This window comes from Acinetobacter pittii ANC 4050 (assembly GCF_000399685.1).
In the GTDB taxonomy this organism is placed as follows: domain Bacteria; phylum Pseudomonadota; class Gammaproteobacteria; order Pseudomonadales; family Moraxellaceae; genus Acinetobacter; species Acinetobacter pittii_E.
Map to the genome: position 1 here is coordinate 1,165,662 of NZ_KB976987.1, position 21,162 is coordinate 1,186,823.

At 35.5% G+C, this 21,162-nt stretch carries 25 protein-coding genes and 1 pseudogene; 12 read left to right on the plus strand and 14 right to left on the minus strand.

All coding sequences use genetic code 11. The annotated features are described in order from the left end of the window. Positions 1–25 precede the first annotated feature (25 nt). Together F931_RS09225 and F931_RS09230 are read right to left on the minus strand one after the other, a co-directional pair. The gene (locus tag F931_RS09225; protein ID WP_025470307.1) at positions 26–412 is read right to left on the minus strand and encodes a hypothetical protein; all 387 of its coding nucleotides are present in this window, start codon (positions 410–412) and stop codon (positions 26–28) included. After that, positions 405–710: a YcgL domain-containing protein gene (locus tag F931_RS09230; protein ID WP_016141114.1), complete on the minus strand. Its 306-nt coding sequence runs from the start codon at positions 708–710 to the stop codon at positions 405–407. Before F931_RS09230 ends, F931_RS09225 begins: the two co-directional genes overlap by 8 nt. Before the next feature lie 462 nt (positions 711–1,172). Here F931_RS09230 and F931_RS09235 point away from each other — a divergent pair, with 462 nt between their 5' ends. Further along, complete coding sequence (locus F931_RS09235) at positions 1,173–1,337, plus strand: hypothetical protein (protein WP_016141115.1); 165 nt, start codon at positions 1,173–1,175, stop codon at positions 1,335–1,337. A gap of 71 nt (positions 1,338–1,408) precedes the next feature. On the opposite strand, the gene F931_RS09240 is transcribed toward F931_RS09235, so the two are convergent. From F931_RS09240 to F931_RS09250, 3 genes are all read right to left on the minus strand, one after another. Beyond that, positions 1,409–1,744 carry a hypothetical protein gene (locus F931_RS09240; protein WP_031945511.1) on the minus strand — a complete coding sequence of 112 codons (336 nt, stop codon included), beginning with the start codon at positions 1,742–1,744 and terminating at the stop codon, positions 1,409–1,411. A gap of 179 nt (positions 1,745–1,923) precedes the next feature. Continuing rightward, on the minus strand, positions 1,924–2,190 hold the full coding sequence (locus tag F931_RS09245) for a hypothetical protein (RefSeq protein ID WP_016141117.1): 267 nt from the start codon (positions 2,188–2,190) through the stop codon (positions 1,924–1,926). Positions 2,191–2,287: 97 nt separating this feature from the next. Beyond that, positions 2,288–3,139 (minus strand): LysR family transcriptional regulator, encoded by an 852-nt coding sequence (locus tag F931_RS09250; RefSeq protein WP_016141118.1) that lies wholly within the window; start codon positions 3,137–3,139, stop codon positions 2,288–2,290. Between the two features lie 117 nt (positions 3,140–3,256). Here F931_RS09250 and F931_RS09255 point away from each other — a divergent pair, with 117 nt between their 5' ends. Continuing rightward, positions 3,257–3,931, plus strand: a complete 675-nt coding sequence (locus tag F931_RS09255) for an FMN-dependent NADH-azoreductase (RefSeq protein WP_080649460.1) — start codon at positions 3,257–3,259, stop codon at positions 3,929–3,931. A 435-nt stretch (positions 3,932–4,366) separates the two neighbouring features. Here the strand turns inward: F931_RS09255 and rnd are convergent, their stop codons facing one another. From rnd to metZ, 5 genes are all read right to left on the minus strand, one after another. Further along, positions 4,367–5,491, minus strand: a complete 1,125-nt coding sequence (gene rnd / locus F931_RS09260) for a ribonuclease D (protein WP_016141120.1) — start codon at positions 5,489–5,491, stop codon at positions 4,367–4,369. A gap of 330 nt (positions 5,492–5,821) precedes the next feature. Continuing rightward, the gene (gene recR, locus F931_RS09265) at positions 5,822–6,418 is read right to left on the minus strand and encodes a recombination mediator RecR (RefSeq protein WP_002113756.1); all 597 of its coding nucleotides are present in this window, start codon (positions 6,416–6,418) and stop codon (positions 5,822–5,824) included. 9 nt (positions 6,419–6,427) lie between these two features. Then, positions 6,428–6,757 (minus strand): YbaB/EbfC family nucleoid-associated protein, encoded by a 330-nt coding sequence (locus F931_RS09270; RefSeq protein ID WP_016141121.1) that lies wholly within the window; start codon positions 6,755–6,757, stop codon positions 6,428–6,430. Between the two features lie 258 nt (positions 6,758–7,015). Then, a complete protein-coding gene (locus F931_RS09275) occupies positions 7,016–7,252 on the minus strand; it encodes a hypothetical protein (RefSeq protein WP_016141122.1) in 237 nt (78 codons plus the stop codon). Between the two features lie 188 nt (positions 7,253–7,440). Continuing rightward, entirely contained in the window at positions 7,441–8,628 is a 1,188-nt protein-coding gene (gene metZ / locus F931_RS09280; protein WP_016141123.1) for an O-succinylhomoserine sulfhydrylase, read from the minus strand. A 135-nt stretch (positions 8,629–8,763) separates the two neighbouring features. On the opposite strand from metZ, the gene F931_RS09285 reads away from it, so the two are divergent. The 4 genes from F931_RS09285 to porB all read left to right on the plus strand — a co-directional run bounded on the left by F931_RS09285 (position 8,764) and on the right by porB (position 12,211). Further along, on the plus strand, positions 8,764–9,849 hold the full coding sequence (locus F931_RS09285; protein ID WP_016141124.1) for an alpha/beta fold hydrolase: 1,086 nt from the start codon (positions 8,764–8,766) through the stop codon (positions 9,847–9,849). Positions 9,850–10,148: 299 nt separating this feature from the next. Next, entirely contained in the window at positions 10,149–10,418 is a 270-nt protein-coding gene (locus F931_RS09290; protein WP_016141125.1) for a YARHG domain-containing protein, read from the plus strand. 17 nt (positions 10,419–10,435) lie between these two features. Beyond that, positions 10,436–10,849, plus strand: coding sequence for an HIT family protein (locus tag F931_RS09295; RefSeq protein WP_016141126.1), 414 nt, complete (start codon positions 10,436–10,438; stop codon positions 10,847–10,849). A 255-nt stretch (positions 10,850–11,104) separates the two neighbouring features. After that, the gene (gene porB, locus F931_RS09300) at positions 11,105–12,211 is read left to right on the plus strand and encodes a porin (RefSeq protein ID WP_016141127.1); all 1,107 of its coding nucleotides are present in this window, start codon (positions 11,105–11,107) and stop codon (positions 12,209–12,211) included. Positions 12,212–12,323: 112 nt separating this feature from the next. Here porB and F931_RS09305 read toward each other — a convergent pair whose 3' ends face one another. Further along, a complete protein-coding gene (locus F931_RS09305; protein ID WP_016141128.1) occupies positions 12,324–12,914 on the minus strand; it encodes a YidB family protein in 591 nt (196 codons plus the stop codon). A 99-nt stretch (positions 12,915–13,013) separates the two neighbouring features. Further along, positions 13,014–13,475 (minus strand): DUF6231 family protein, encoded by a 462-nt coding sequence (locus F931_RS09310; protein WP_016141129.1) that lies wholly within the window; start codon positions 13,473–13,475, stop codon positions 13,014–13,016. Between the two features lie 39 nt (positions 13,476–13,514). Here F931_RS09310 and F931_RS09315 point away from each other — a divergent pair, with 39 nt between their 5' ends. Then, positions 13,515–14,384, plus strand: a complete 870-nt coding sequence (locus tag F931_RS09315) for a DUF2797 domain-containing protein (RefSeq protein ID WP_016141130.1) — start codon at positions 13,515–13,517, stop codon at positions 14,382–14,384. Positions 14,385–14,415: 31 nt separating this feature from the next. On the opposite strand, the gene lpxB is transcribed toward F931_RS09315, so the two are convergent. After that, complete coding sequence (gene lpxB, locus F931_RS09320) at positions 14,416–15,591, minus strand: lipid-A-disaccharide synthase (protein WP_016141131.1); 1,176 nt, start codon at positions 15,589–15,591, stop codon at positions 14,416–14,418. Between the two features lie 222 nt (positions 15,592–15,813). Here lpxB and F931_RS09325 point away from each other — a divergent pair, with 222 nt between their 5' ends. From F931_RS09325 to F931_RS09335, 4 genes are all read left to right on the plus strand, one after another. Next, complete coding sequence (locus F931_RS09325) at positions 15,814–17,913, plus strand: TonB-dependent siderophore receptor (protein WP_016141132.1); 2,100 nt, start codon at positions 15,814–15,816, stop codon at positions 17,911–17,913. 66 nt (positions 17,914–17,979) lie between these two features. Next, on the plus strand, positions 17,980–18,279 hold the full coding sequence (locus F931_RS0103760; protein ID WP_025470308.1) for a hypothetical protein: 300 nt from the start codon (positions 17,980–17,982) through the stop codon (positions 18,277–18,279). Next, complete coding sequence (locus tag F931_RS09330) at positions 18,272–19,828, plus strand: PepSY-associated TM helix domain-containing protein (RefSeq protein ID WP_016141133.1); 1,557 nt, start codon at positions 18,272–18,274, stop codon at positions 19,826–19,828. The genes F931_RS0103760 and F931_RS09330 overlap by 8 nt, the downstream gene beginning before the upstream one ends. Continuing rightward, positions 19,825–20,106 carry a hypothetical protein gene (locus F931_RS09335; protein WP_016141134.1) on the plus strand — a complete coding sequence of 94 codons (282 nt, stop codon included), beginning with the start codon at positions 19,825–19,827 and terminating at the stop codon, positions 20,104–20,106. The genes F931_RS09330 and F931_RS09335 overlap by 4 nt, the downstream gene beginning before the upstream one ends. On the opposite strand, the pseudogene F931_RS21970 reads toward F931_RS09335, so the two are convergent. Next, a pseudogene (locus F931_RS21970) lies at positions 20,081–20,196 on the minus strand (hypothetical protein). The gene F931_RS09335 and the pseudogene F931_RS21970 sit on opposite strands and share 26 nt — an antisense overlap. Positions 20,197–20,257: 61 nt before the next feature. Here F931_RS21970 and F931_RS09340 point away from each other — a divergent pair. After that, positions 20,258–21,145, plus strand: coding sequence for a sulfite exporter TauE/SafE family protein (locus F931_RS09340; RefSeq protein ID WP_016141135.1), 888 nt, complete (start codon positions 20,258–20,260; stop codon positions 21,143–21,145). The last annotated feature ends 17 nt before the right edge of the window (positions 21,146–21,162 follow it).

Sequence of the window (21,162 nt, forward strand, 5' to 3'; positions counted from 1 at the left end):
AGACCTTATTTTTCTATTTCAATGGTTAGATGGAACGCATGTTTTTGTTAGTTGAATATTTTGACCAACAATATCCAATCACCAAACCTAGACCAACTACAAACAGAATTAAAGATAAATTTGACCAAATTAACGGACTATCTTTAGTTAAAACACCAAAAAGGAGTCCAAAAATAGCAGGTGCCACAGATGCATTCGGCCCCTCAGACACTGTTGGTGTGACTAAAATAGCAAATACCACAAGCCAGCTAATTGCACCAAGAGTTGTAGGAAGACGGCGCATTAATCGCCACCAACACCACAAAGCAATAATAGCGCCTATTCCGTAAGCTGTTAAAGCAATAACACCTTCAGGAACAACGTCCAAAAAAGAAAATAATTGATTCATTATTCCAGTTTGATCTTCACGCACCACGTAAGCCCTCTGGTTCAACTGCATTTGGGTTAATTAACCCTTCTGGCGGCATCTGAATAAAGAAACCTTTTGTTTGTAATGAGTCTAAAACATGTAAAACGTTAACACGCGCCAATTTACGTGTTGGAGCTAACTCTAAATGCATGACAAACGTTGCACGACCAAACGCTTGTAAAACAGCTTCAGGAACATTTTCAAACGGATCAGCTTGCTCCGCATCGTCAGGATAGTTTGGACGAGCAATATACATGTACATTTCATCTTTTTTGCTCGATCTATAAATATCACAGTGCATTTCAAATCAACTCTTGAACTAAGGACAGCATACATGAAAAAAAACGACACACACACGTAGGTTTGTTTACGCATCAGTCGTTTTTTTAATTCTTGAGAAATATTAACCTACAACATTGATTAAGGTCGATAATTACTTTGTTGTAAACAAGAATGGAATTTTACCAAATTCATATAACCACATGATTTAAAATGATAAATTAAAAATCTATTTTACTAAAATAAAATCAGTTTTAGGACTGGCAAAAAAGCATTCATTATTGAATACTTGTTGATAGCTTTCTTATAAGATTTATACTTAAACTATTAAAAATAATAAATTTCTTTTTTACTTGTTTAAGAATATACACTTGAGTAAAACTTTTAACTACTTCACTACACATCACCAGATATTATTTAACTCGTTTAATAGCGAGATATGTTTTAATAAAGTATCTTGTTCATAGATATGGAGGACAAAATTATGCCTCGTGGTGATAAAACTGCTTATACAGCCAAGCAAAAACGTCAGGCCAAACATATTGTTGAGAGTGAAGTAGATAGAGGTCATTCTGAAGAAGAAGCCGAACGAATTGCATGGTCTACCGTCAATAAACAAGATGGTGGCGGTAAGAAAAAGTCTCATTAATATATAAAAATAAAATACTTCTTTAGCTCAAACTAAAGAAGTATTTTTATCTAAGCACTTATTCATTTGCTCTAGAAAACTCGAGAGCTTTTTATATAGTCATCGCTTACTTGATTTAAAGCATTCAAAATAGCGCTATCCTCATGGCTTAATAAAGCCTGATTAAGTCTTTCCATATAGGAAATAAGCTTAGTTTTAGAGGCATGGGAAAATTCAGTCGTTACTGCTTCATCTTCATATAAGAGTACATAACTACGGGCAAAACCATAGATTAGGTAAACGGCTGCTTTTTCTTTTGTATTCTGAGATTCTTTAAGAGACTGTTCACAAGCATTTTTTAAATCTTTAAATGCATCTGTACCAGTAGATTGATTTTTGAAGTTTAAAAGTATTGTTTGGAAGTTCATATCCATATTCCACTCAAAAAATAAAGCTACAGAAGAAGATGGAAGCTGTCAAATAAAAACCTGATTAATATAAGTTTAATTGTAAATAATTTTATATATGCTTCTTTTAGGTCACGAAAAATCATGCAATAAAAAACCACTCTTATTTTAAGAATGGTTTAGTTAAAACCTATCAATGATTAGAAGCTTATTTCAATTGTGATTGTAGTACCTGAATGTTCAATATCAGTTGAGACATTAAAACCTCTACTTTTAAGCTCCTCTTCAACCAATGTAAGATGATCAGGACTTATGGCATCAACAGGAAACCAAAAATTTGCTTTTCGCTTCCCCTCCTTAGATTCTGACTCAGTACCAGTTAAAATTTTTTCCAATATGACATCTTGATTTATTTTAAAATTTTTAGCATTTTGCCGAGCTTGTTCAGCATTAAAGTTATTAAGCATATTTATCTCTCTAATTATTAATTTATCTAATTTTATAACATAAAAAAGCGATATAAGTTTTAGTGTTATGTAGTTAAATTCATTTAAAGATATAAGTTTATTGATTCAATAAATTTTCTACCCACTCGATAAATTTTCTAGCATTTCTATTCTTAAAATCTTCCTTATTTGGTATGTAGTAACATAGCTTTGATTGAACTGTTTTAGTTTCAAACTCTTGTAAAAGATTCGCTTTAACAAACCTATGGGCCAGTGTATGAGAGCAAAATACTAATCCATTGGCAGATAAGGCTTCATGTATCCCAAAAATCTCCTGATCAAATTTCTTAATTGTTACCCTCTTTTGATCCCATTCATTTTCCTCAAACCAAGCCTCTAGAGGTGTACTTGGTAATGCCTTATTTTTCCATTCTGTTGTAAATAAAGTTATTGGCTCACTCGGGCATCTAAGTGGATCAAGTTTAGATGAACCAAACATATTAAAAGAATCATATTTAATAATATCTTGAGACTGGACGAAAGATATGTCGCCATATCGGATAGGTAAGGTATATAAATGATTTTCTAAAACTTCACCTGTAGAAAATTCCACTGAGATATCGGGATGCAATTGATAAAATTCATTTATTGAAGGAATTAATACCATTGCAGCTAGTGAAGACGTACTCGCCACTCTCACTACGTTTCCATTTACCGTTATTTCATCTAAGGCTTCTTCAATTTTACGAAATCCTTCAGAAATTGCCCCAGCGAGTCTTTCTCCTGTTGTTGTAAGCGTGATTTTTCTTACTTGTCGGTGAAATAAATCAACATTTAATCTACTTTCTAGATTCGTAATATGATGCGAAATTGCAGTTGGTGTGAGTGAAAGTTCTTCAGCAGCCAACTTAAAACTACCTAATCGAGCTGCTGACTCAAATGCTTTAAGGGCTTGCAAAGAAACTTGCATGCTTTCTCCCAATAATACTTATAGGTGAACCAAAATCATCTATAAATATAATTTTCTCGTTTGTCAACTTATCTTTTAAAACTCAAAATAAATTAAATCTTAATTATTATGGAACTAATGATGAGTAAAATATTACATATAGATGCTAGTGTAAGAGCTGCAATTAACCCTAATCCAAACCACAATTCGATTTCTAAAAATATTGCTACTCGATTGATCAATTCATGGAAAAAACAGCTACCTATAGATGAGTATATTTATCGTGATGTGGGAATGAATCCTCCACCATTTATTACTCAAGAATGGATCGCTGCCGTATTCACCCCTAAAACTAAAAGAACACAAGCTCAACACGATGTTTTATCTATATCAGATCAATTAATAGCAGAAGTTTCAAATTCAGATATCCTTGTAATTTCTTCACCTATGTACAATTACGGTATGCCTGCTCCGCTTAAAGCATGGTTTGATCAAATTATTCGGATTAATAAAACTTTTGATTTTGACCTTGCTCGAGGAGACTTTCCTTTACAACCTCTTTTGTCTGGTAAAATATTAATTATTATCACTTCGAGCGGAGAGTTTGGTTTTGAGGAGGATGGTATCAGACACAACATGAGTCATCTTTTACCTCACATTCGTACACTCAGTAAATATTTAGGTGTAGAGAAAATTTATGAAATTACCTCTGAATATCAAGAGTTTGGTGATCATCGGCATATATCGTCATTAGAAAATGCTTATCACAAAGCTGAAAACGTTGTGTCTGAAATTGCTCATTCATTTATGTAGAATTTAGAGGATATTAATACTTAAAATTTTAAAATTAAGTTAGATTAATATTAGTCCAATAAAAATAAATAAGCCTACCCTATTGGGTAGGCTTTTCATTTCTGCACCGAAACAAACTTATAGTTATATATTATATATGTTGAAATTGTTTTTCTTAAAACCAAGAATATACAGACCTGTATGTTTAAGCAATTGAATTTTTCTCACTATATAAGTTAATTTAATTCATTATTGGAATTTTAAATTGTTTTATGAATTTTATAAGGCAATATAATTATTTAGATAATCTACAGAAAACTCATTTTTATAATTTTAATATTTAATTAAGTTATTTTTAAATAAGATCTCATTAATTAAAATCTTAATGTATTAGCCATTTATTGAATAAAAAGGCCCATCCATGATGAGCCTTTTAAGTTTAAATAGGATTGGATATTAAATCGATAGACTTTGTTTTTCTTCTTGAAACAATTGGATTAATGGTTGGGTTAACAACTCATAGCGCCAACCTAATAAATAATCAGGTAAATCTTGTTCATTACCTTGCGAAAGAACATGTTGATGAATAGCATTTAACCATTTTTTTCTCAGCAATACTTCTTTAGGAATAGAAGTTTCATTTATTGCATGAGCAAGCACCATATCCATTTTATGTAAAGTCTCTTTAGACGTTACTTTAAAGGGTTTTGCAATTTTCGATGGCCACTGATTTTCGATAGGTAGATCTTTAAGTAATTCTAAAATAGTTTTGCCATATTCACGAACCACATTTGGACGAATATCCTTCACTTGCGAAAGTTGAAAGCTATTACGCGGGTTCTTTTCAACCATATCAATCATAGTTGAGTTTCTAAGAATAAAACTACGTGGCTGGTTTGTTGCTTTTACAATATATTCGCGCCATTCGCTTAAATTTTGTAACTGCATTAGCTGACGACGTGAGTGACGATAATTGCCGACATCGGTATAGAGTAATTCTGTCGGAGTTTCACTAATAATTTCTTTAGTTAAGCTACTACAATCCTCAAGAACATAGTCATAAAGCCCTTTTTGCTTAAGCTGTTCTTGAATATGACTAGCTAGCTTCATTAGATATAAAACATCATTAGCTGCATAACAAAGTTGCTGAGGCGATAGAGGCCGAGCTAACCAATCAGATCTTGTTTGATCTTTTTCAATGTCAATATCAAGGCAAAGTTTTAAAGCACCTTGGTAACTCACTTGCAAGCCATGGCCTAAGAAAGAAAGCCCTACCTGAGTGTCAAACACTTTAAGCAAATCTTCTTGATCTGCATAATGGTAAATTAAGTCGATGTCCTCTCCACATGCATGAAAAATATTTTGCTGTGCGAGAAAGATCTTTTTCCAAAACTGACTTAGATCTAATGAAACACCATCCAACAGATAGACATTGCCATTTACATTGACTTGGCATACTCCAAGTTTCGGCCAGAGTGTGTCAACCTTAATAAATTCTGTATCAAGTCCATATATTGAACATTGATCCATTTTTTGAAGAACATCAACCAATTCGGTTTGCTGTTGGATAAACTGAAACATGCTTTCTCAAGTAAATGCAAAGAGTGCTTTAAACTCTGGTATATATAACATAGAAGCAGAAAAATGCCACTTAAACCTTTATGAATACTCTATTTTTGAACAATTTTTCGAAAATAGATAATTTTTTGAGCTTTTATTTATATTTTTAAATTTATCTCCAAATACCCCTTCTATAAAATTTATAAGATTTTTTTCATGCTTATATTCATATTCTATTTAAACTTTCTACTATTATAAAAACAAAATAATATTTATGTTTAATAGTTGAATTCAATTCAGAAGTTTTTCAATTAAATTGATATTGTATTAATGAAATAAGCATCGCAATGCTTATTTCATTCTCATGCGGTTATGCACTGCCTGACTTAAGGTATGGCTATCGACATACTCGAGTTCACCACCCTGAGGTACACCCTGAGCAATACGTGTCATTTGTATTGGTAAGTGCTTAGTCGCCTCTACCAAATAATGAGCTGTTGCCTGTCCTTCTACAGTTGCATTCGTTGCCAAAATCACTTCTTCAATCGTGCCTTGGCTTAAACGCTGAATCAGATAAGGAATACCAATTTCTTCAGGCCCAATACCATCTAATGGAGAAAGATGTCCACCTAAAACATGGTATTTGCCACGAAAGCTACCACTTTGCTCAATCGCCATCACATCTGCTGGTGATTCAACTACACATAATAATTGATCATCTCTGTCTGTTGAGGCACAAATATCACAAATTTCATGTTCAGTCAGAGAATGACAAACACTACATTCATGTATATAACTTGAAGCTTCATGTAGAGCATGAGCTAATGCAAATGCACCTTCTCGATTTTTCATCAAAAGATGTAAAGCCATACGTTGAGCCGATTTCGGACCAACGCTAGGCAATATACGTAAAGCTTGAACGAGTTGTTCAAATCTATCACTAAACACTGAATTTCCTTAGAACATGCCCGCTAAGCCAGGTGGCAAGCCCATACCAGAATTTGCTTTTTGCATTTTTTCTTCAGAAATCACTTCTGCTTGACGTACAGCATCATTAACCGCAGCAGCGATTAAATCTTCAATCATGTCTGGCTCATCTTGAAGTAATTCTGGATTAATTTCGATACGTTTTACGATATAACGGCCAGTCATTGTTACTTTAACCAAACCACCGCCAGCTTCTGCTTGAACTTCAGTTTGAGCAAGCTCTTCTTTAGCCTTTTTTATATTTGTTTCCATATCTTTTTGCATGCGCTGCGCTTGCTGCATGAGCATATTGATATTCATAACCTTACTCCGTATCTCTATCAAATCTTTAAAGTATTATTCAGTTCTGCCAATACTTTATAAAAACTTAATCTCGTTGAGCTAGCCTTATTGATCAAAATCTATATAGGCTAGTACATTGAACTCAAATTAATCCGTAATTCTGACACAATAAAGTAATGTTTTCTATCGGTATCTCTAGCTCTGTTTGACGCAGCCATATACATGGCAAAAGCAAAATTAGCTGCCATTTCTTTAGGATTTAAATGCTTTAGAAGATTATTGAGACGCCTGCAAACCATCTTTGATTGTTTGATATTCGCTTAAAGGAACTTTTTTGAAAGAGTTATTCGCTTTTTCAATAGACTCATCTGCTTCTTGTACTGATTTCTCAGCATTGCTGATTAATAATGTCGTTTCATTTGATGCGGGGCTTTGCGCAGGTTTAGTTAATAATTTGTATCCAATGACACCAACTACCCCCACCACAACAACAATAGCAATAGGCTTAAGCATTTTAAAACTCACATTTATTTTAGTTTGATTTAAAGTCTTTATAACCTTTGCTTGGCATTACGATTTAAATAAAATGTAGTTTTTTTATTGCAATTGTAAAAATTAAGTAACTTTAGATAAAAAACCACCTCAACTCATGAGATGGCTTTTAAGCAACTAAAATAGTTTCGATAAAAATTTTAAAATAATTAGATGAGATCTAACCCACGTGAAATATCGCCAATGATGTCATTAATATCTTCTAGACCTACAGATACGCGAATTAAACCTTCTTGAATACCTGCAGCTTCTTTTGCTTCAACAGAAAGTTTGCCATGTGTCGTAGTTGCCGGATGTGTAATTGTTGACTTCACATCACCTAAGTTACCGGTAATCGAAATAAACTTGGTATTATCAATAACCTTCCAAGCACCTTCACGCTCGCCTTTAACAACGAAGGATACAATCCCACCGAAACCCTTTTGCTGTTGTGCAGCAAGTTCATGACCAACATGATTTGGTAAACCGGCATAGTAAACCTTCTCTACTTTTTCATGGTTAGATAACCATTCTGCAAGAATTTGAGCACTTTCACAGTGTGCTTTCATACGCAAGCGTAAAGTTTCCAAACCTTTTAAGAAAACCCATGCATTAAACGGACTCATTGATGGTCCAAGCGTACGAACAACACCAAAAACTTCTTCTAATAACTGATGATTACCCACAACCGCGCCACCTAAAGCGCGCCCTTGCCCATCTAAATATTTAGTTGCCGAGTAAATTACAAGGTCTGCCCCGAACTTTAATGGTTGCTGCAAAACAGGTGTACAGAAACTGTTATCAACTGCAAGTAAGGCACCATTTGCATGAGCAATATCTGCAAGCGCCTGAATATCTGCGATCTCAGCTAGAGGGTTAGACGGCGACTCAACAAAAAAAAGTTTAGTTTCGGGACGTACAGCGTTTTTCCATGCGTCCAAATCACATAAATCAACAAATGTAATATCTACACCAAACTTGGCAATATATTTTTCAAATAAGGCAACAACTGATCCAAAAACTGCTCTTGAGCAAATAACATGATCACCAGCTTTTAAATATGCCATAGCAACTGACAAAATCGCGCCCATTCCCGAGCTTGTTGCAACAGCTCGCTCAGCACCGTCTAAAGCTGCTAAGCGTTTTTCGAACATCGATACAGTCGGATTAGTAAAACGAGAATAGATATTTCCTTGAACCTGACCAGAAAATTTTGCTGCAGCTTCAGCTGCGTTTTCATATACAAATGATGAAGTCAAAAAAATCGGTTCGCCATGCTCACCCTCAAAACTACGAGTATGTCCGGTACGAATGGCTAAAGTATCAAGTTGGTATTCTAAATCATCAGACTGGTTCATTAAATGTGCGCCTTTACTGGTCATGTACTAAAAAACTATCATCATTTTGAGTGTCTAAGGTATTTAAGGTCAAGGTAAACCTTAAAATTATCGCTTAGACTTTATTCAACTTTAGTAAATAGTTGGTAAAGCAAGATGAAACGCTTAAAGTCCCTTGTTTCTGAACAAAGTCAAATCAAGCACCTTTCTACCCGACTATTTCATCCAAAATCATTGGTACTATCACAAAGCACTCCCTTTGAAGTGATTGGGGAGTTCAATCAAACCCGGATTCGCTATTACGCTGCGACCAATAAACAATTTAAAGAGCCTTTAGTATTTGTAGCTCCTTTAGCCATCAATATGGCAATTTATGATTTATACCCTTATCGTTCTCTTATCAAATACTTCCAAAATGCAGGCTTTGATGTCTATTTAGTTGATTGGGGGCGTTTAAAGTTTAAAGATAGACACCTTAACTTTTTATCATTTATTAAAGATTTTATTCCTAAAGCAATAGAACTTGTTCGAGCACATTCAGGGAGTGAACAAATCTCGCTACATGGATGGAGTATGGCGGGTATATTCGTTACTTTATATACCGCTCTCAATCAACCTAATCATGTTAAAAATCTTATTGTACTTGGTAGTCCAATAGACAGTTATGCCTCTGGTTATATTGGGAAGCTCTATCGAACCATGAATCATTTTATTGGTCGCAATAAAATGATTCAGGACCGTGTTTATGCTGGATTACCAAAACGTTTGATTCATAGCCCAGGAATTTTAAACTCCTTGGGTTTTAAAATTCTTGATCCTAAAGGTTGGTTTGATGGCCATGTTCAACTACTAAAAAATCTTGACGACCTGCAATTTGTACAAGAGCATGCTACCCTCAGTAACTTTTTAAATAATATGATTGATTATCCTGGTGGAATTAATCAGGACATGTTGTTTAATGTGTGGTTACAAAATCCATTGAAACACGGCTTTATTCAGCTAAAAGATCAGAAAATTGAATTAAAAAATATAGATTGCTCTCTCTTGGTTGGTGCTGGCCGTAGTGATCAGTTGGTAACTGCTGACGCTGCATCTCCATTAAGTGAGTTGACAAGCAGTCAAGATGTTACGTTTACGCTTATCCCTGGCGGTCATTTAGGCTTAATGTCGAGTCAGGCAAGTGCTCTAGAATTCTGGCCACAACTAGCGAAATGGCTGACCGAACGCTCAACAAAAATTTAAGGATAAGATCAAAATTCAATCTATAGAATTTATTAGCAGATCTATTTAAGAATTCTTTTTGCTCATCACTAGCGATTATAAGACGTTCAACAACCATTAGATTATGGAAAAACATATAATTTTTTAGTTAAGTTTATGTTTTTATTTGATATTTTTAAGTTATTGATATCTAATAATTTTATTTATTATTTGAACAAATTATAAACCAAAATGACACTTGAGTAATTAATAGTCATTGAAATCTTGGCAATAAACCTTATATTGAGTACAGGTTCATACCTTTAACTGAGGAAAAGCTCATGAATAAATTTATGGTTGCAGTCTTTACGGGCATGGTGAGCATTGCTAGTTTAGGCTTACAAGCTGCAACACCTGAGCAAGAATGTCAAAAATTGCAAGACGATTACAATTTGATTTATGCATCAAAAGGCTTTTGTTTTAAAGATCCTGATGCAAAAGAGAAATATGGTAATGAAAACTGTCATACGACAAAACCAAAGTTTTCTGACAAAGAGCAGCAACGTCTTGACGCTATTAAAGAACGTCAGAAAGAATTGAAATGTAAATAGTTTTAAAGGAATAATACATGGCATATGATGATCAAAATATCTTCGCAAAAATTTTACGCGGAGAACTTCCTGCGATAAAAGTCTATGAAGATGATCAAGTTCTAGCTTTTATGGATATTATGCCTCAAGCCGATGGTCATACATTAGTTATTCCAAAAACACCTGCTGTAACACTCTTAGATTTACCTCCTGAAGCAGCGGCATATACCATACAAATTGTCCAGAAGATTGCTAAGGCAATGGAAAAAGCGCTCAATTTAGAAGGTATTGTCTTAATGCAACTTTCTGGAGCAGCAGCGGGACAAACTGTCCCCCATGTTCATTTTCACCTTATTCCAACAAATGTGCATCAACTTGGACGCCATGCTGTAGAGTTAGGTGATCAAGAAAAAATTAAAGAATTAGCGGAAAAAATTAAAGCAGCTCTTTGATTTTTCAATTATTAAAGCGGAGTTTAGACTCCGCTTTTTTTCGTTTTAAGAATTATAAAAAATGAAAAAACTAATTTATTTCTAAATTTTAAGCGTCATAAAACTGTCATTTATTCTTCACTTCCCTGTCACAAAATTTGCCGATACTGCTTAGCAAGTTGGTGAGCTTTTGTAACTTTTTGTACACAAGTCAACTACAAAATAAATAGTTAGCTAGGCATACGCCCTTTTTAAATACCTTTTGGAGAAATCTCAATGAAGAAATTGCTACTCGCTGCCGCAGTTGCAACTTTGAGCATAAACGCGGTGCAAGCAGCGCCAACTTTGTATGGCAAACTAAATGTTTCTATTAACCAAGTTGATAATAAAAATTTCGATGGAAAAAGTGACGTTACCGAAATTAACTCAAACTCTTCTCGTATTGGGGTTAAAGGCGAAGAGAAATTAACTGACAAATTATCTGCTGTTTATTTAGCCGAGTGGGCAATTTCTACTGATGGTTCGGGTTCTGATACTGACCTTAGCGCACGTAACCGTTTTATTGGTTTAAAAACTGAAGGTGTTGGTACATTAAAAGTTGGTAAGTATGACTCTTACTTCAAAACTGCTGCTGGCGGTAACCAAGACATCTTTAATGACGATACACGTTTAGATATTACTAATATCATGTACGGTGAAAACCGTTTAGACAATGTGATCGGTTTTGAATTAGACCCTAAATTATTAGCTGGTTTAACATTCAACATCATGGCTCAAACTGGTGAAAGTACTTCTGATAGCAAACCGGGTGAAACTGGTAAAGATAGCAAAAATGATAGTTTCGACTCTGTATCAACTGCGCTTGGCTACGAAAACAAAGATATTGGCTTAGCAGTAGCTGCTGCTGGTGACTTCGGTATTAAAGGTAAATATGCTGCTTATGGCCTAAAAGATGTCTATACAGATGCTTACCGTGTAACTGGTTCTTATGACATCGCAAAATCTGGTTTTGTGGTAGGTGCTTTATGGCAACATGCTGAACCTACTGATGACTTAACTGCATATGGTCAATCATATAAATCAGATGGTTCAATCGATAAAGCTGGTAAAGCTTACCGTGGTTTAGAGGAAGAAGCATATGCAGTAACAGCTGCTTATAAAATTCCTAACACTAAACTTAAAGTGAAAGCAGAATATGCTTCAGCTGAAACACAAGTAAGTGGTCAAGCGGATCGTAAAATCGACTTGTACGGTTTAGGTCTTGATTACCAAATCAATAAACAAGCTCGCTTCTATGGCATTGTTGCTCAACAAAAACGCGACTGGTTGAATGATGACGACAAGCAAACTGTGGTAGGTACTGGTATCGAATATAACTTCTAATCAGTTATGTTTGATTCATATCTAAAATAAAAGGGCTCATGCCCTTTTATTTTATGGTACTAAATATAAAAAAGCCGATATAAAAGTTATCGGCTTTTTTGAAGTTTATACCTTATTTTAAGAAACCACTTACAAGGTTCATAACGTTTTGGATATCTTGATTTGCTTCTTGATGATCTGTACTGTCACCCTGAGGTGTTAATGAATCAATAACCTGAGGTAAGACTGAAGCAATTGCTCCGTAAACTTGCTCTTTTGGTGCTTGGGTTTGCTCGGCAACTTGTTCAATATCGGCTGGATTAAATAAACTCTGTAATTGCTGAGTCGGAACTTCGCTATTACTTTGATTTGGATCAACCCAGCTTTGAACCTGACTTCCTAAACCCGCACCTTTCAACTTTTCTAATGCAGCCTGTAAACCACCTTGTTGCTGCACCCAACCCAAGATTAAAGGCACAACTGCAATTAATAAACTTTGTACACCGCCACCTGCTTGAGGTGTGTTGTTATTGCCAGTGACTTGTCCTAATACAGAACCTAGTACGCCTCCCAAGCCACCTTGAGTACCAGATGAAGTATTACCGCCCATTTGTCCGAGTACTGAACCTAAAATTCCACCTAAACCACCTTGACCTGCTGCTTGCTGATTCCCACCTAAAGCTTGCTTAGCCAAAACTTCTACAATGTTGCTTAAATTTGTCATGTGTAACTCTTATGTATGGTTTATACATGAGCATACGCGGATTCTTGTTAAGACAGCAAAAGCCAAATTGTTAAATTTTGAAAGAGATTTAGTGCTCTTTTACCAACGGAATTTATTCCAGTTTTCTGGATTTGCCCAAAATTTTGAATTAAACCAATCTGGCACATGTTTATAGGTCAAGATGTTAAATTGCCATAAAGCAAAATCACTATCATGCGAAGTTTTATCAATGAGTTGCGTAAAACCTAAAGAACGTAATAACTGTTCATCACTGCGCTTGCTCACGACAACAATGCGTTTTGCTAATAAATCTCTTAGCTTCACTAATAATTGTGATTTTTGCATATCGCTGATGTTCTGCATTTCCTCAGTATCGAACAATACAAAACCCAAATCATAACGCTGAGTAAAAGGCAGACTTAAAAGCTCAGTTACGGTAAAATAGTGCCATTGAATTGCGTTATTCTGGTCAATTTTCTGGCCAATACAAAGTGCAGTATGAATGGGCTGTTCGTTTGATAAATCGTCTAGCATAGAAGTGATGACATTTTGTTCAGCCATAACTGCAACCCTTAATTGAAAGATGTGAGTTTAAACTTTATGGAACTACAAGGCATTTGCCATAAAATGCATGCAGGCCTAAAAGATGCTAGTGTAACTGATCAACAGACAACCAAGGCAAATGTTGAATACAAATTTGTATTAGACCGTTCAGAAATTGATCTTCCTTTTAATTTAGGACAAGAACTAGAAATCGAATGGACAGGTAATATTTATTGCACGTCATGTGGCACTAAAACACCGAAATCTTATTCTCAAGGTCACTGCTTTAAATGTTTTAAAACCAAAGCGGAATGTGACCTTTGCATTATGAAACCTGAAACATGTCACTATCATTTAGGCACATGCCGTGAAGATGATTTTGCCCATAATGTTTGTTTCCAGCCCCATATTGTATATTTGGCAAACTCTAGTGCTTTAAAAGTGGGAATTACCCGCGTTAGCCATATGCCAGGTCGTTGGTTAGATCAAGGCGCAACTCAAGCCTTACCTATTTTAAAAGTTGGATCACGCCGTTTATCTGGTCAGCTTGAAACCATGTTTGGCTCTTTAATTGCTGATAAGACAGATTGGCGTAAACTTCTTAAAGGTGAAGCTGAGCCTTTAAATATGATTGAACAGCGTGATCAATTAATTGAAGAGTTTGCACCTAAAATTCAATCTATTCGTGAGGAATTCAGTCAAAACCTTGAATTTAACGAAACTGTTGAATTATTAGAAAACGAATTACCACGTGAGTTTGTTTACCCAGTTGAGCAATATCCTGAAAAAATTAAGTCTCTAAATCTGGATAAAACACCAAAAATTCGCGGTGTATTACAAGGTATTAAAGGCCAATATTTAATTTTTGACATTGGTGTTATCAACATTCGTAAATATACGGGTTACGAGCTCATCGTACGTGCATAAATAGAAAAGGCATTCATAAGAATGCCTTTTTTTATTTTTCGAGCACATTTAAGATGACTTGAACCGGATCTTCCGTATTTCCAGAAATAAGCTGTTTATGCATAGTTAAATGCTGCATCACTTGAATTTGAGCAGTTTCCACATTCATCAGTTTTTCTATTTCAGCTGCTAAGTTTTCTGGTGTTGCATCGGTTTGAATAAGTTCTTCAATTACTTTTTTACCCGCAATAATATTAGGTAAAGAATAATAAGGAATTTTCACTAAAAACTTGGCAATTAAGTAAGTTAACCAATGCAACTCATAAAAAGTGACCATCGGTCGATGCATTAACATTGCTTCTAATGTCGCCGTTCCAGATGCTAAAGCGATAATATCACTCGCATTCATGACCATACGGCCAATTTTAGATTCACTATCCGTATTTTCTAAAATATGAATTTTTGCTTTTAACTGAGGTGCTAATTGTTCGACACCCTGCGCAATCTGTTGTTTACGAGCATCGTTAATCGCGGGAATCAAAAATTGAATGTCTGGATGTTTCGTATTCAAAATATTAGCAGCACCCAGCAGCATAGGAAGAAGTCGTTCCACTTCTCCTTTTCGGCTACCTGGTAACAAAGCAATATGTTTCTGATTTTCATCAATACCTAATTGTTGTTTGGCAATTTGAATCGGATTCTCAACCGGTAATTGTTTAGCTAATGGATGTCCTACGAATGCTGCTGGAACTTCATATCGTTCATAGAAGACTTTTTCAAAAGGAAATAAGCACAGTACTAAATCGACACTCTGTTTGATGCCGTGAACACGTCCTTGACGCCATGCCCAAACCGAAGGACTCACATATTGAACAGTTTTTATTGGAAGATTCTTTTCCTTAATACTTTTTGAAAGTCTGAGGTTAAAGTCAGGTGCATCAATTCCAATAAAAATATCAACTGGGTTTTGAGTCCATTGACTGATTAGACCATCCCTCACGGCGAATAGCTTTTTTAAGTCTTTTAAGACCTCAACAATCCCCATCACAGACAGAGTTTCCATTGGGTAATAACTGTTAAAACCTTCAGCAATCATTTGAGGACCACCGATTCCCTCAAATTCGGCATCGATTCCTTGTTCTCGGAAACTACGCATAAGCTTAACGCCAAGCGTATCTCCAGAAACTTCCCCAACTACAATGCCTATTTTAAGTTTTCGATTTGCCAAGGCGAATTACCCAAGAATTTGAAATAACGCATTCTAGCATATAGGTTTCCCAATCTTGAACTCGAAAGAAATCTCGGTATTAAAAGTAATACATGGATTATTACTATCTAAAATTACATTCATCACCTACTTTTTAATCTAAATTAACAATGTTATTTGAATTGTAGCTTACATTCACAAACAATAAAATAAATGAGAATTATTTACATTATCTTTAATCCCATGAATATCCCACCTCGACCATTTAAGCTTACCGTAATCGCCTGCGCGATTTGTTATGCGAACCTCTCTTATGCTCAAGACTCAGAGGTACAAGCTTTACAGACAATTCAAATTAAAGCATCAGATGCTGAGCAGTCTTCGGAACAAACTAAAGCATATAATGTTAAAAACTCGAGTAGCGCAACCAAGCTTAATATTGAGGCTAAAGAAACTCCACAAACTATTAATGTCGTTACTCGTCAGCAAATTGAAGATTTCGGGCTTAGCAGTACCCGAGATATTTTAAGTAATACACCCGGTGTAACTGTAACCGGATTGGAAACAAACCGCACAACTTATACTGCTCGTGGTTTCGACATTTCAAATATTTTGGTAGATGGGATCGGTATCCCTCAAGTTGATAGCTATAATTACAATAATAGTGATGCGGATAGTTATTTCTACGATCGCGTTGAAATTGTCAAAGGTGCTGATGCTCTAACGAATGCGCTAGGTGATCCGGGGGCTACAATTAACTATATTCGTAAACGTCCGACTCAAGAATTTCAAGCAAATGCTGGTGTGAGCTATGGTTCATGGGATACGCAGCGTTATGAAGCTGATATTTCAGGGTCTCTCACTCAAGATGGACGAGTAAGAGGACGTCTCGTAGGTTATGAGAAAGTCGGAGATTCTTATCTAGACCGCTATTCAGAAGAAAAAAACGGATTTCAAGGAATTTTAGAGGCTGACGTTACAGACACCACGAATGTTTCAGCAGGATATTCCAAAACTCGTCAATACGCTAATGGTTCTCAATGGGGTGCTCTACCCTTGGTTAATTCCAAAGGCGAACCATTAAGTTATTCTCGTAACTATAATTATGCACCTTCATGGACATACTACGATTGGGAAATAGATAATTATTTTGCCAATATTGAACAAAAATTATGGGGAGACTGGAAGTTAAGATTAGGATATAACCTAAAAAAATCAGATGTTAAAGATAAAATGCTTTATCTCAGCGGCTCTCCGTCTGATACTGACAATACATCTGGTATTTCGCTCTATCCAGAGATTTATAATCAAAAATTTAAAGAAACTACTGCTAATGCAGACATTCAAGGTACTTTTAATTTATTAGGGCAGCAACACGAAGCAAATATTGGTTATAACTGGTCAAAGTATAGCGCTCAAAGTGTTTATTCGTATGGTAGTAGTTTAGGTGTTATTACCACAGATTTACCAAGCTGGACTCCTGATGAACCGACTTGGGGAGACTTTACCTATGCTGACCCAGAAGAAAGAACCATGAAGTCCGTTTACGGTGCAACTCGCCTTCATTTAGGAGAGGATCTGAAATTTATCTTAGGTGCCAACTACACTGAAATCGACACTTTAGAATATAAAAAGAATAAAGTTTCTCCATATGCAGGTATTACATATAACTTTACTCCTGAATATACAGGTTATATGAGTTATACCTCTATTTTTAGACCACAAACTGTTATCGATCTTTCTACTAAACAAACAGCTGTACCAGTAGAGGGTGAAAGCTATGAATTAGGTGTAAAAAGCGCTTGGTTAGATGGGGCTTTAACAGGAAATATCGCCATCTTTAGAACAGATGAAGATAATTTTGCACTAAACCCATTATGGGATCCGCTTTATAACAAATACTCATCTCCAATCGGAACAATTAGATCGCAAGGTGTTGAGGTCGGATTAACTGGAAAATTAACTGATAACTTAGATTTGGTTTTTGGTTTTTCAACATTTAGTCTAAAAAATATGGAAACGGGTGAAAGAGGTAGACCTAATATCCCGACTCAAACACTTAATGTTTTAGCTTCTTATACTGTTCCACAGATTCCAAAATTAAAAGTTGGTGCAAGCATTAAGTGGCAAGATGATATACATGACACCTCTTACTCAACTGTAAAACAAGATGCGTATGCATTGCTTAACGTTATGGCCAGTTATGATTTAAACGAACATGTACTGTTCCAAGTAAATGGAAACAATCTAACAAATGAAAAATATTTGACAGGTTTATCTGGTGGCCAAGGTTACTATGGCGCTCCAGCCAACTATACAGTTGCTGTAAAGTTTAAATATTAATATCGTAGCCAATCCCAATTTAGGGATTGGCTTTACTTATTATTCTTTGTGTATGTGTCAGTCAAGATGTCCAAAACTGTAAATCTCCCAGTGTCATATCGTATAAAAGTTTTCTATCGATTCTTGCTAGTTTTCGGTATGGGCTTTGCCTGTATGGCGTATTTAAGTCTTGGACTCACTGGAATTTTCCTTTTGTCCCTCGACAAAGCTGAAGCTATATATCTCGCGGCATTTATAGCGATTTTATTTTACGTCGTCTTTGTAATTGCTGGTTTCTGCATTCAATCACTTTTGAAACTCACTGGGCTGTCGATCATTTTGTGCGCCCTTTTCTTTTCTGTGACACGTATGGTGGGTTATGCATAAGGGTATACGTCAATCTATGGCATGGCTACACTCATGGACTGGCTTAATTTTTGGATGGCTGGTGTTTGCCATTTTCTTAATGGGTAGCCTATCTTATTACCGACACGAAATTAATTTATGGATGCAACCTGCACTTGCGCAATATGAAGTAAAGCAAGATATTGCTATTAAAACAGCATATCAATATTTACAAAAAAACGCTCCAGACGCCAAATCTTGGTATTTAACTGTTGCAACACCAGAAAGTCCCGTCAACACTATGTACTGGGAAAAAGCTGACGGCGGTTATGGCAATGCCACGCTTGATGCTAACACAGGTAAAGAACTTCAACTTTCGGCGACCTTAGGCGGCGATTTTTTTTACCGTTTCCATTACCAACTTTTTGGTATTCCAATCATCGTTGGACGATTAGTGGTGTGTCTTGCCGCATTTATTATGCTGATTGCTTTGATTTCAGGCATTATTACCCACAAAAAAATATTCACCGACTTTTTTACTTTACGTACATTTAAGTCTCAGCGTTCATGGTTAGACTTTCATAATATTTCTTCAGTCGTTGCACTACCCTTCTTTTTAACCATTACGTTTACAGGCTTAGCTATTTTCTTTTATTTATATCTGCCTTGGGGAATGCAAAAAATTTACCCCCAAAACCCTTATCAGTATTTTACTGAGATTCGCACAAAGACTGTACTTGAGAATCAATCGATTCAGCCTGCTCAAAACTTAGCTATCGATAAGCTACTAAAACAAGTTCAACAAAGTTGGGGGAATCAACTTTTATCAACGATTAGTGTAAAAAACCCGAATACTAATCAAGCTCAAATTACTTTTCTTCAAAAAGAAGATCACTCCATCACTCGTAATCAGGCTCAAATTACATTAAATGCTTCAACTGGCAAAGTCTTAGCAGATACACGTAATAATAGTCCTATTGCAACGCTAAATGCGGGTGTTTATGGCTTACACATGGCGACATTTGCTCAACCTTTACTACGCTTAGGATTCTTTTTCTCAGGCATTTTAGGCTGTGTAATGATTGCCTCTGGTCTGTTACTTTGGAGTCTTAAACGCCAAATTCAAAATAAAAATAGTAAGTTTCATTTCGGACATTATTTAGTTGACCGTTTAAATGTTGCGGCATTTATTGGATTGCCTTGTGCAACTGTTGCCTATTTAAGCGCTAATCGGTTATTTACAGTCACTTCAACCACGATCAATTATGAAGTTTATAGCTTTTTCTTGGTTTGGTTAATCAGTTTAATCACTGCACTAATCACTAAAAAGCAGCATTTATGGCGAACTCAACTTTGCTTTTTTATTATGCTCAGTATTGCACTTCCAATCTTAAATCTAAGTTATTTAGTCAAACATGATTATGTACAAAATTTGAGTGATTATTTGACCTTTACACGTGTAGATGTGTTTTTGTGGATATTTGCAGCGTTAGCCATTTTTATATTCTGCAAAATTCAACCTATTCAGCATAAGGCTGTAGAAAAAATTCAAAAAAAGCTAAATAAATTAAATACTGAGGTGAGCTCATGATTGTTATAGCTTTCATCTTAATTTTATTAGGAATGTATTTGCTATTTATGGCGAGCGAGAAATATAGATCGCCAAAATCAACAGGACATTTCAAATCGTTGGCTCAAAAGTATTACCGACACTTTAAAGTCGCTGCATTCATATTATTTGGTTTATGTGCATTTATTCTTATTCACCAATATAAATTTTCAATTGGTTTTGTGAGTTGGTGGATCTTCGCAACGCCATTAACTTTTATTTTTATACTTTTAATTAATCCACTAAAGTCATCAAAATAATCATTTTCTTTAAAAATGATGAAAAATAGTACAAGCTGAGCAAAATTTTCATTGCTTAGCTTTTTTTTGCATAAGTAAATCATTATTCATGACAACTGTTTATCTCTAAAAGGAATAAGATATCTGCGTTTCGTGATAAGTGGCGATAAAGATGTCTGGTGCTTTTGAATTTATCTTAGCGGGTATGTTAGTTGGTTTCTGTGTAGGGATTACAGGAGTTGGTGGTGGATCATTAATGACGCCAATTTTAATTAGTCTTTTTAGAATTGAACCACATATCGCAATTGGTACCGATTTACTTTATGCCGCAATTTCAAAATTTTGCGGATCAATGGTTCACGCTAGAAAGCTTAATATTGTCTGGCCAATTGTTTTATGGTTAGCAGTAGGTAGTATTCCTGCATCTTTCGGTACTGCGTGGGTACTTGAACACTATTTAAGTCAGTCTACACACTATAAGTCTGTGTTAACCATGGTATTAGGCTTTATGCTGACTTTAACAGGTGTGTCTATTATTTTCCGTTCTCGTATTGAGAAGTTCTTTAATAAATTCCGTAATAAAGAAACCATCCAAACTGAAAATGAGCAGTTAGCAATCCATAAAAAACGTAGCTTTATCGTGATTATGGGCATCATTTTAGGCGTATTCGTAACGCTTTCCTCGGTTGGTGCCGGTGCATTTGGTATCATGGCACTCGTGATCATGTTCCCGAACTTACCAATGATTCGCATTATCGGATCAGATGTTGTACATGCTGTATTGCTCACCTTAGTCGCTGGCCTAGGACACATGAGTGCGGGTAACGTCGACTTTAACCTTCTAATGTGGTTATTAGTGGGTTCGATTCCGGCAATTATCATTGGCACATTAATTAGCTCTCGTATGCCGGAACGTTTAATCCGAAAAATTTTAGGGATTACCCTATTTGCCCTCGGTGTTAACTTTATGGTTCACCCAGTCAAAGCAAAACCGAAAGCACCTGTGGTACAACAACAAGCCGTGGTTGCCGAAAAAACAAGCAACTCGACTGAAAGATAGTAAAATCAATAGGATTT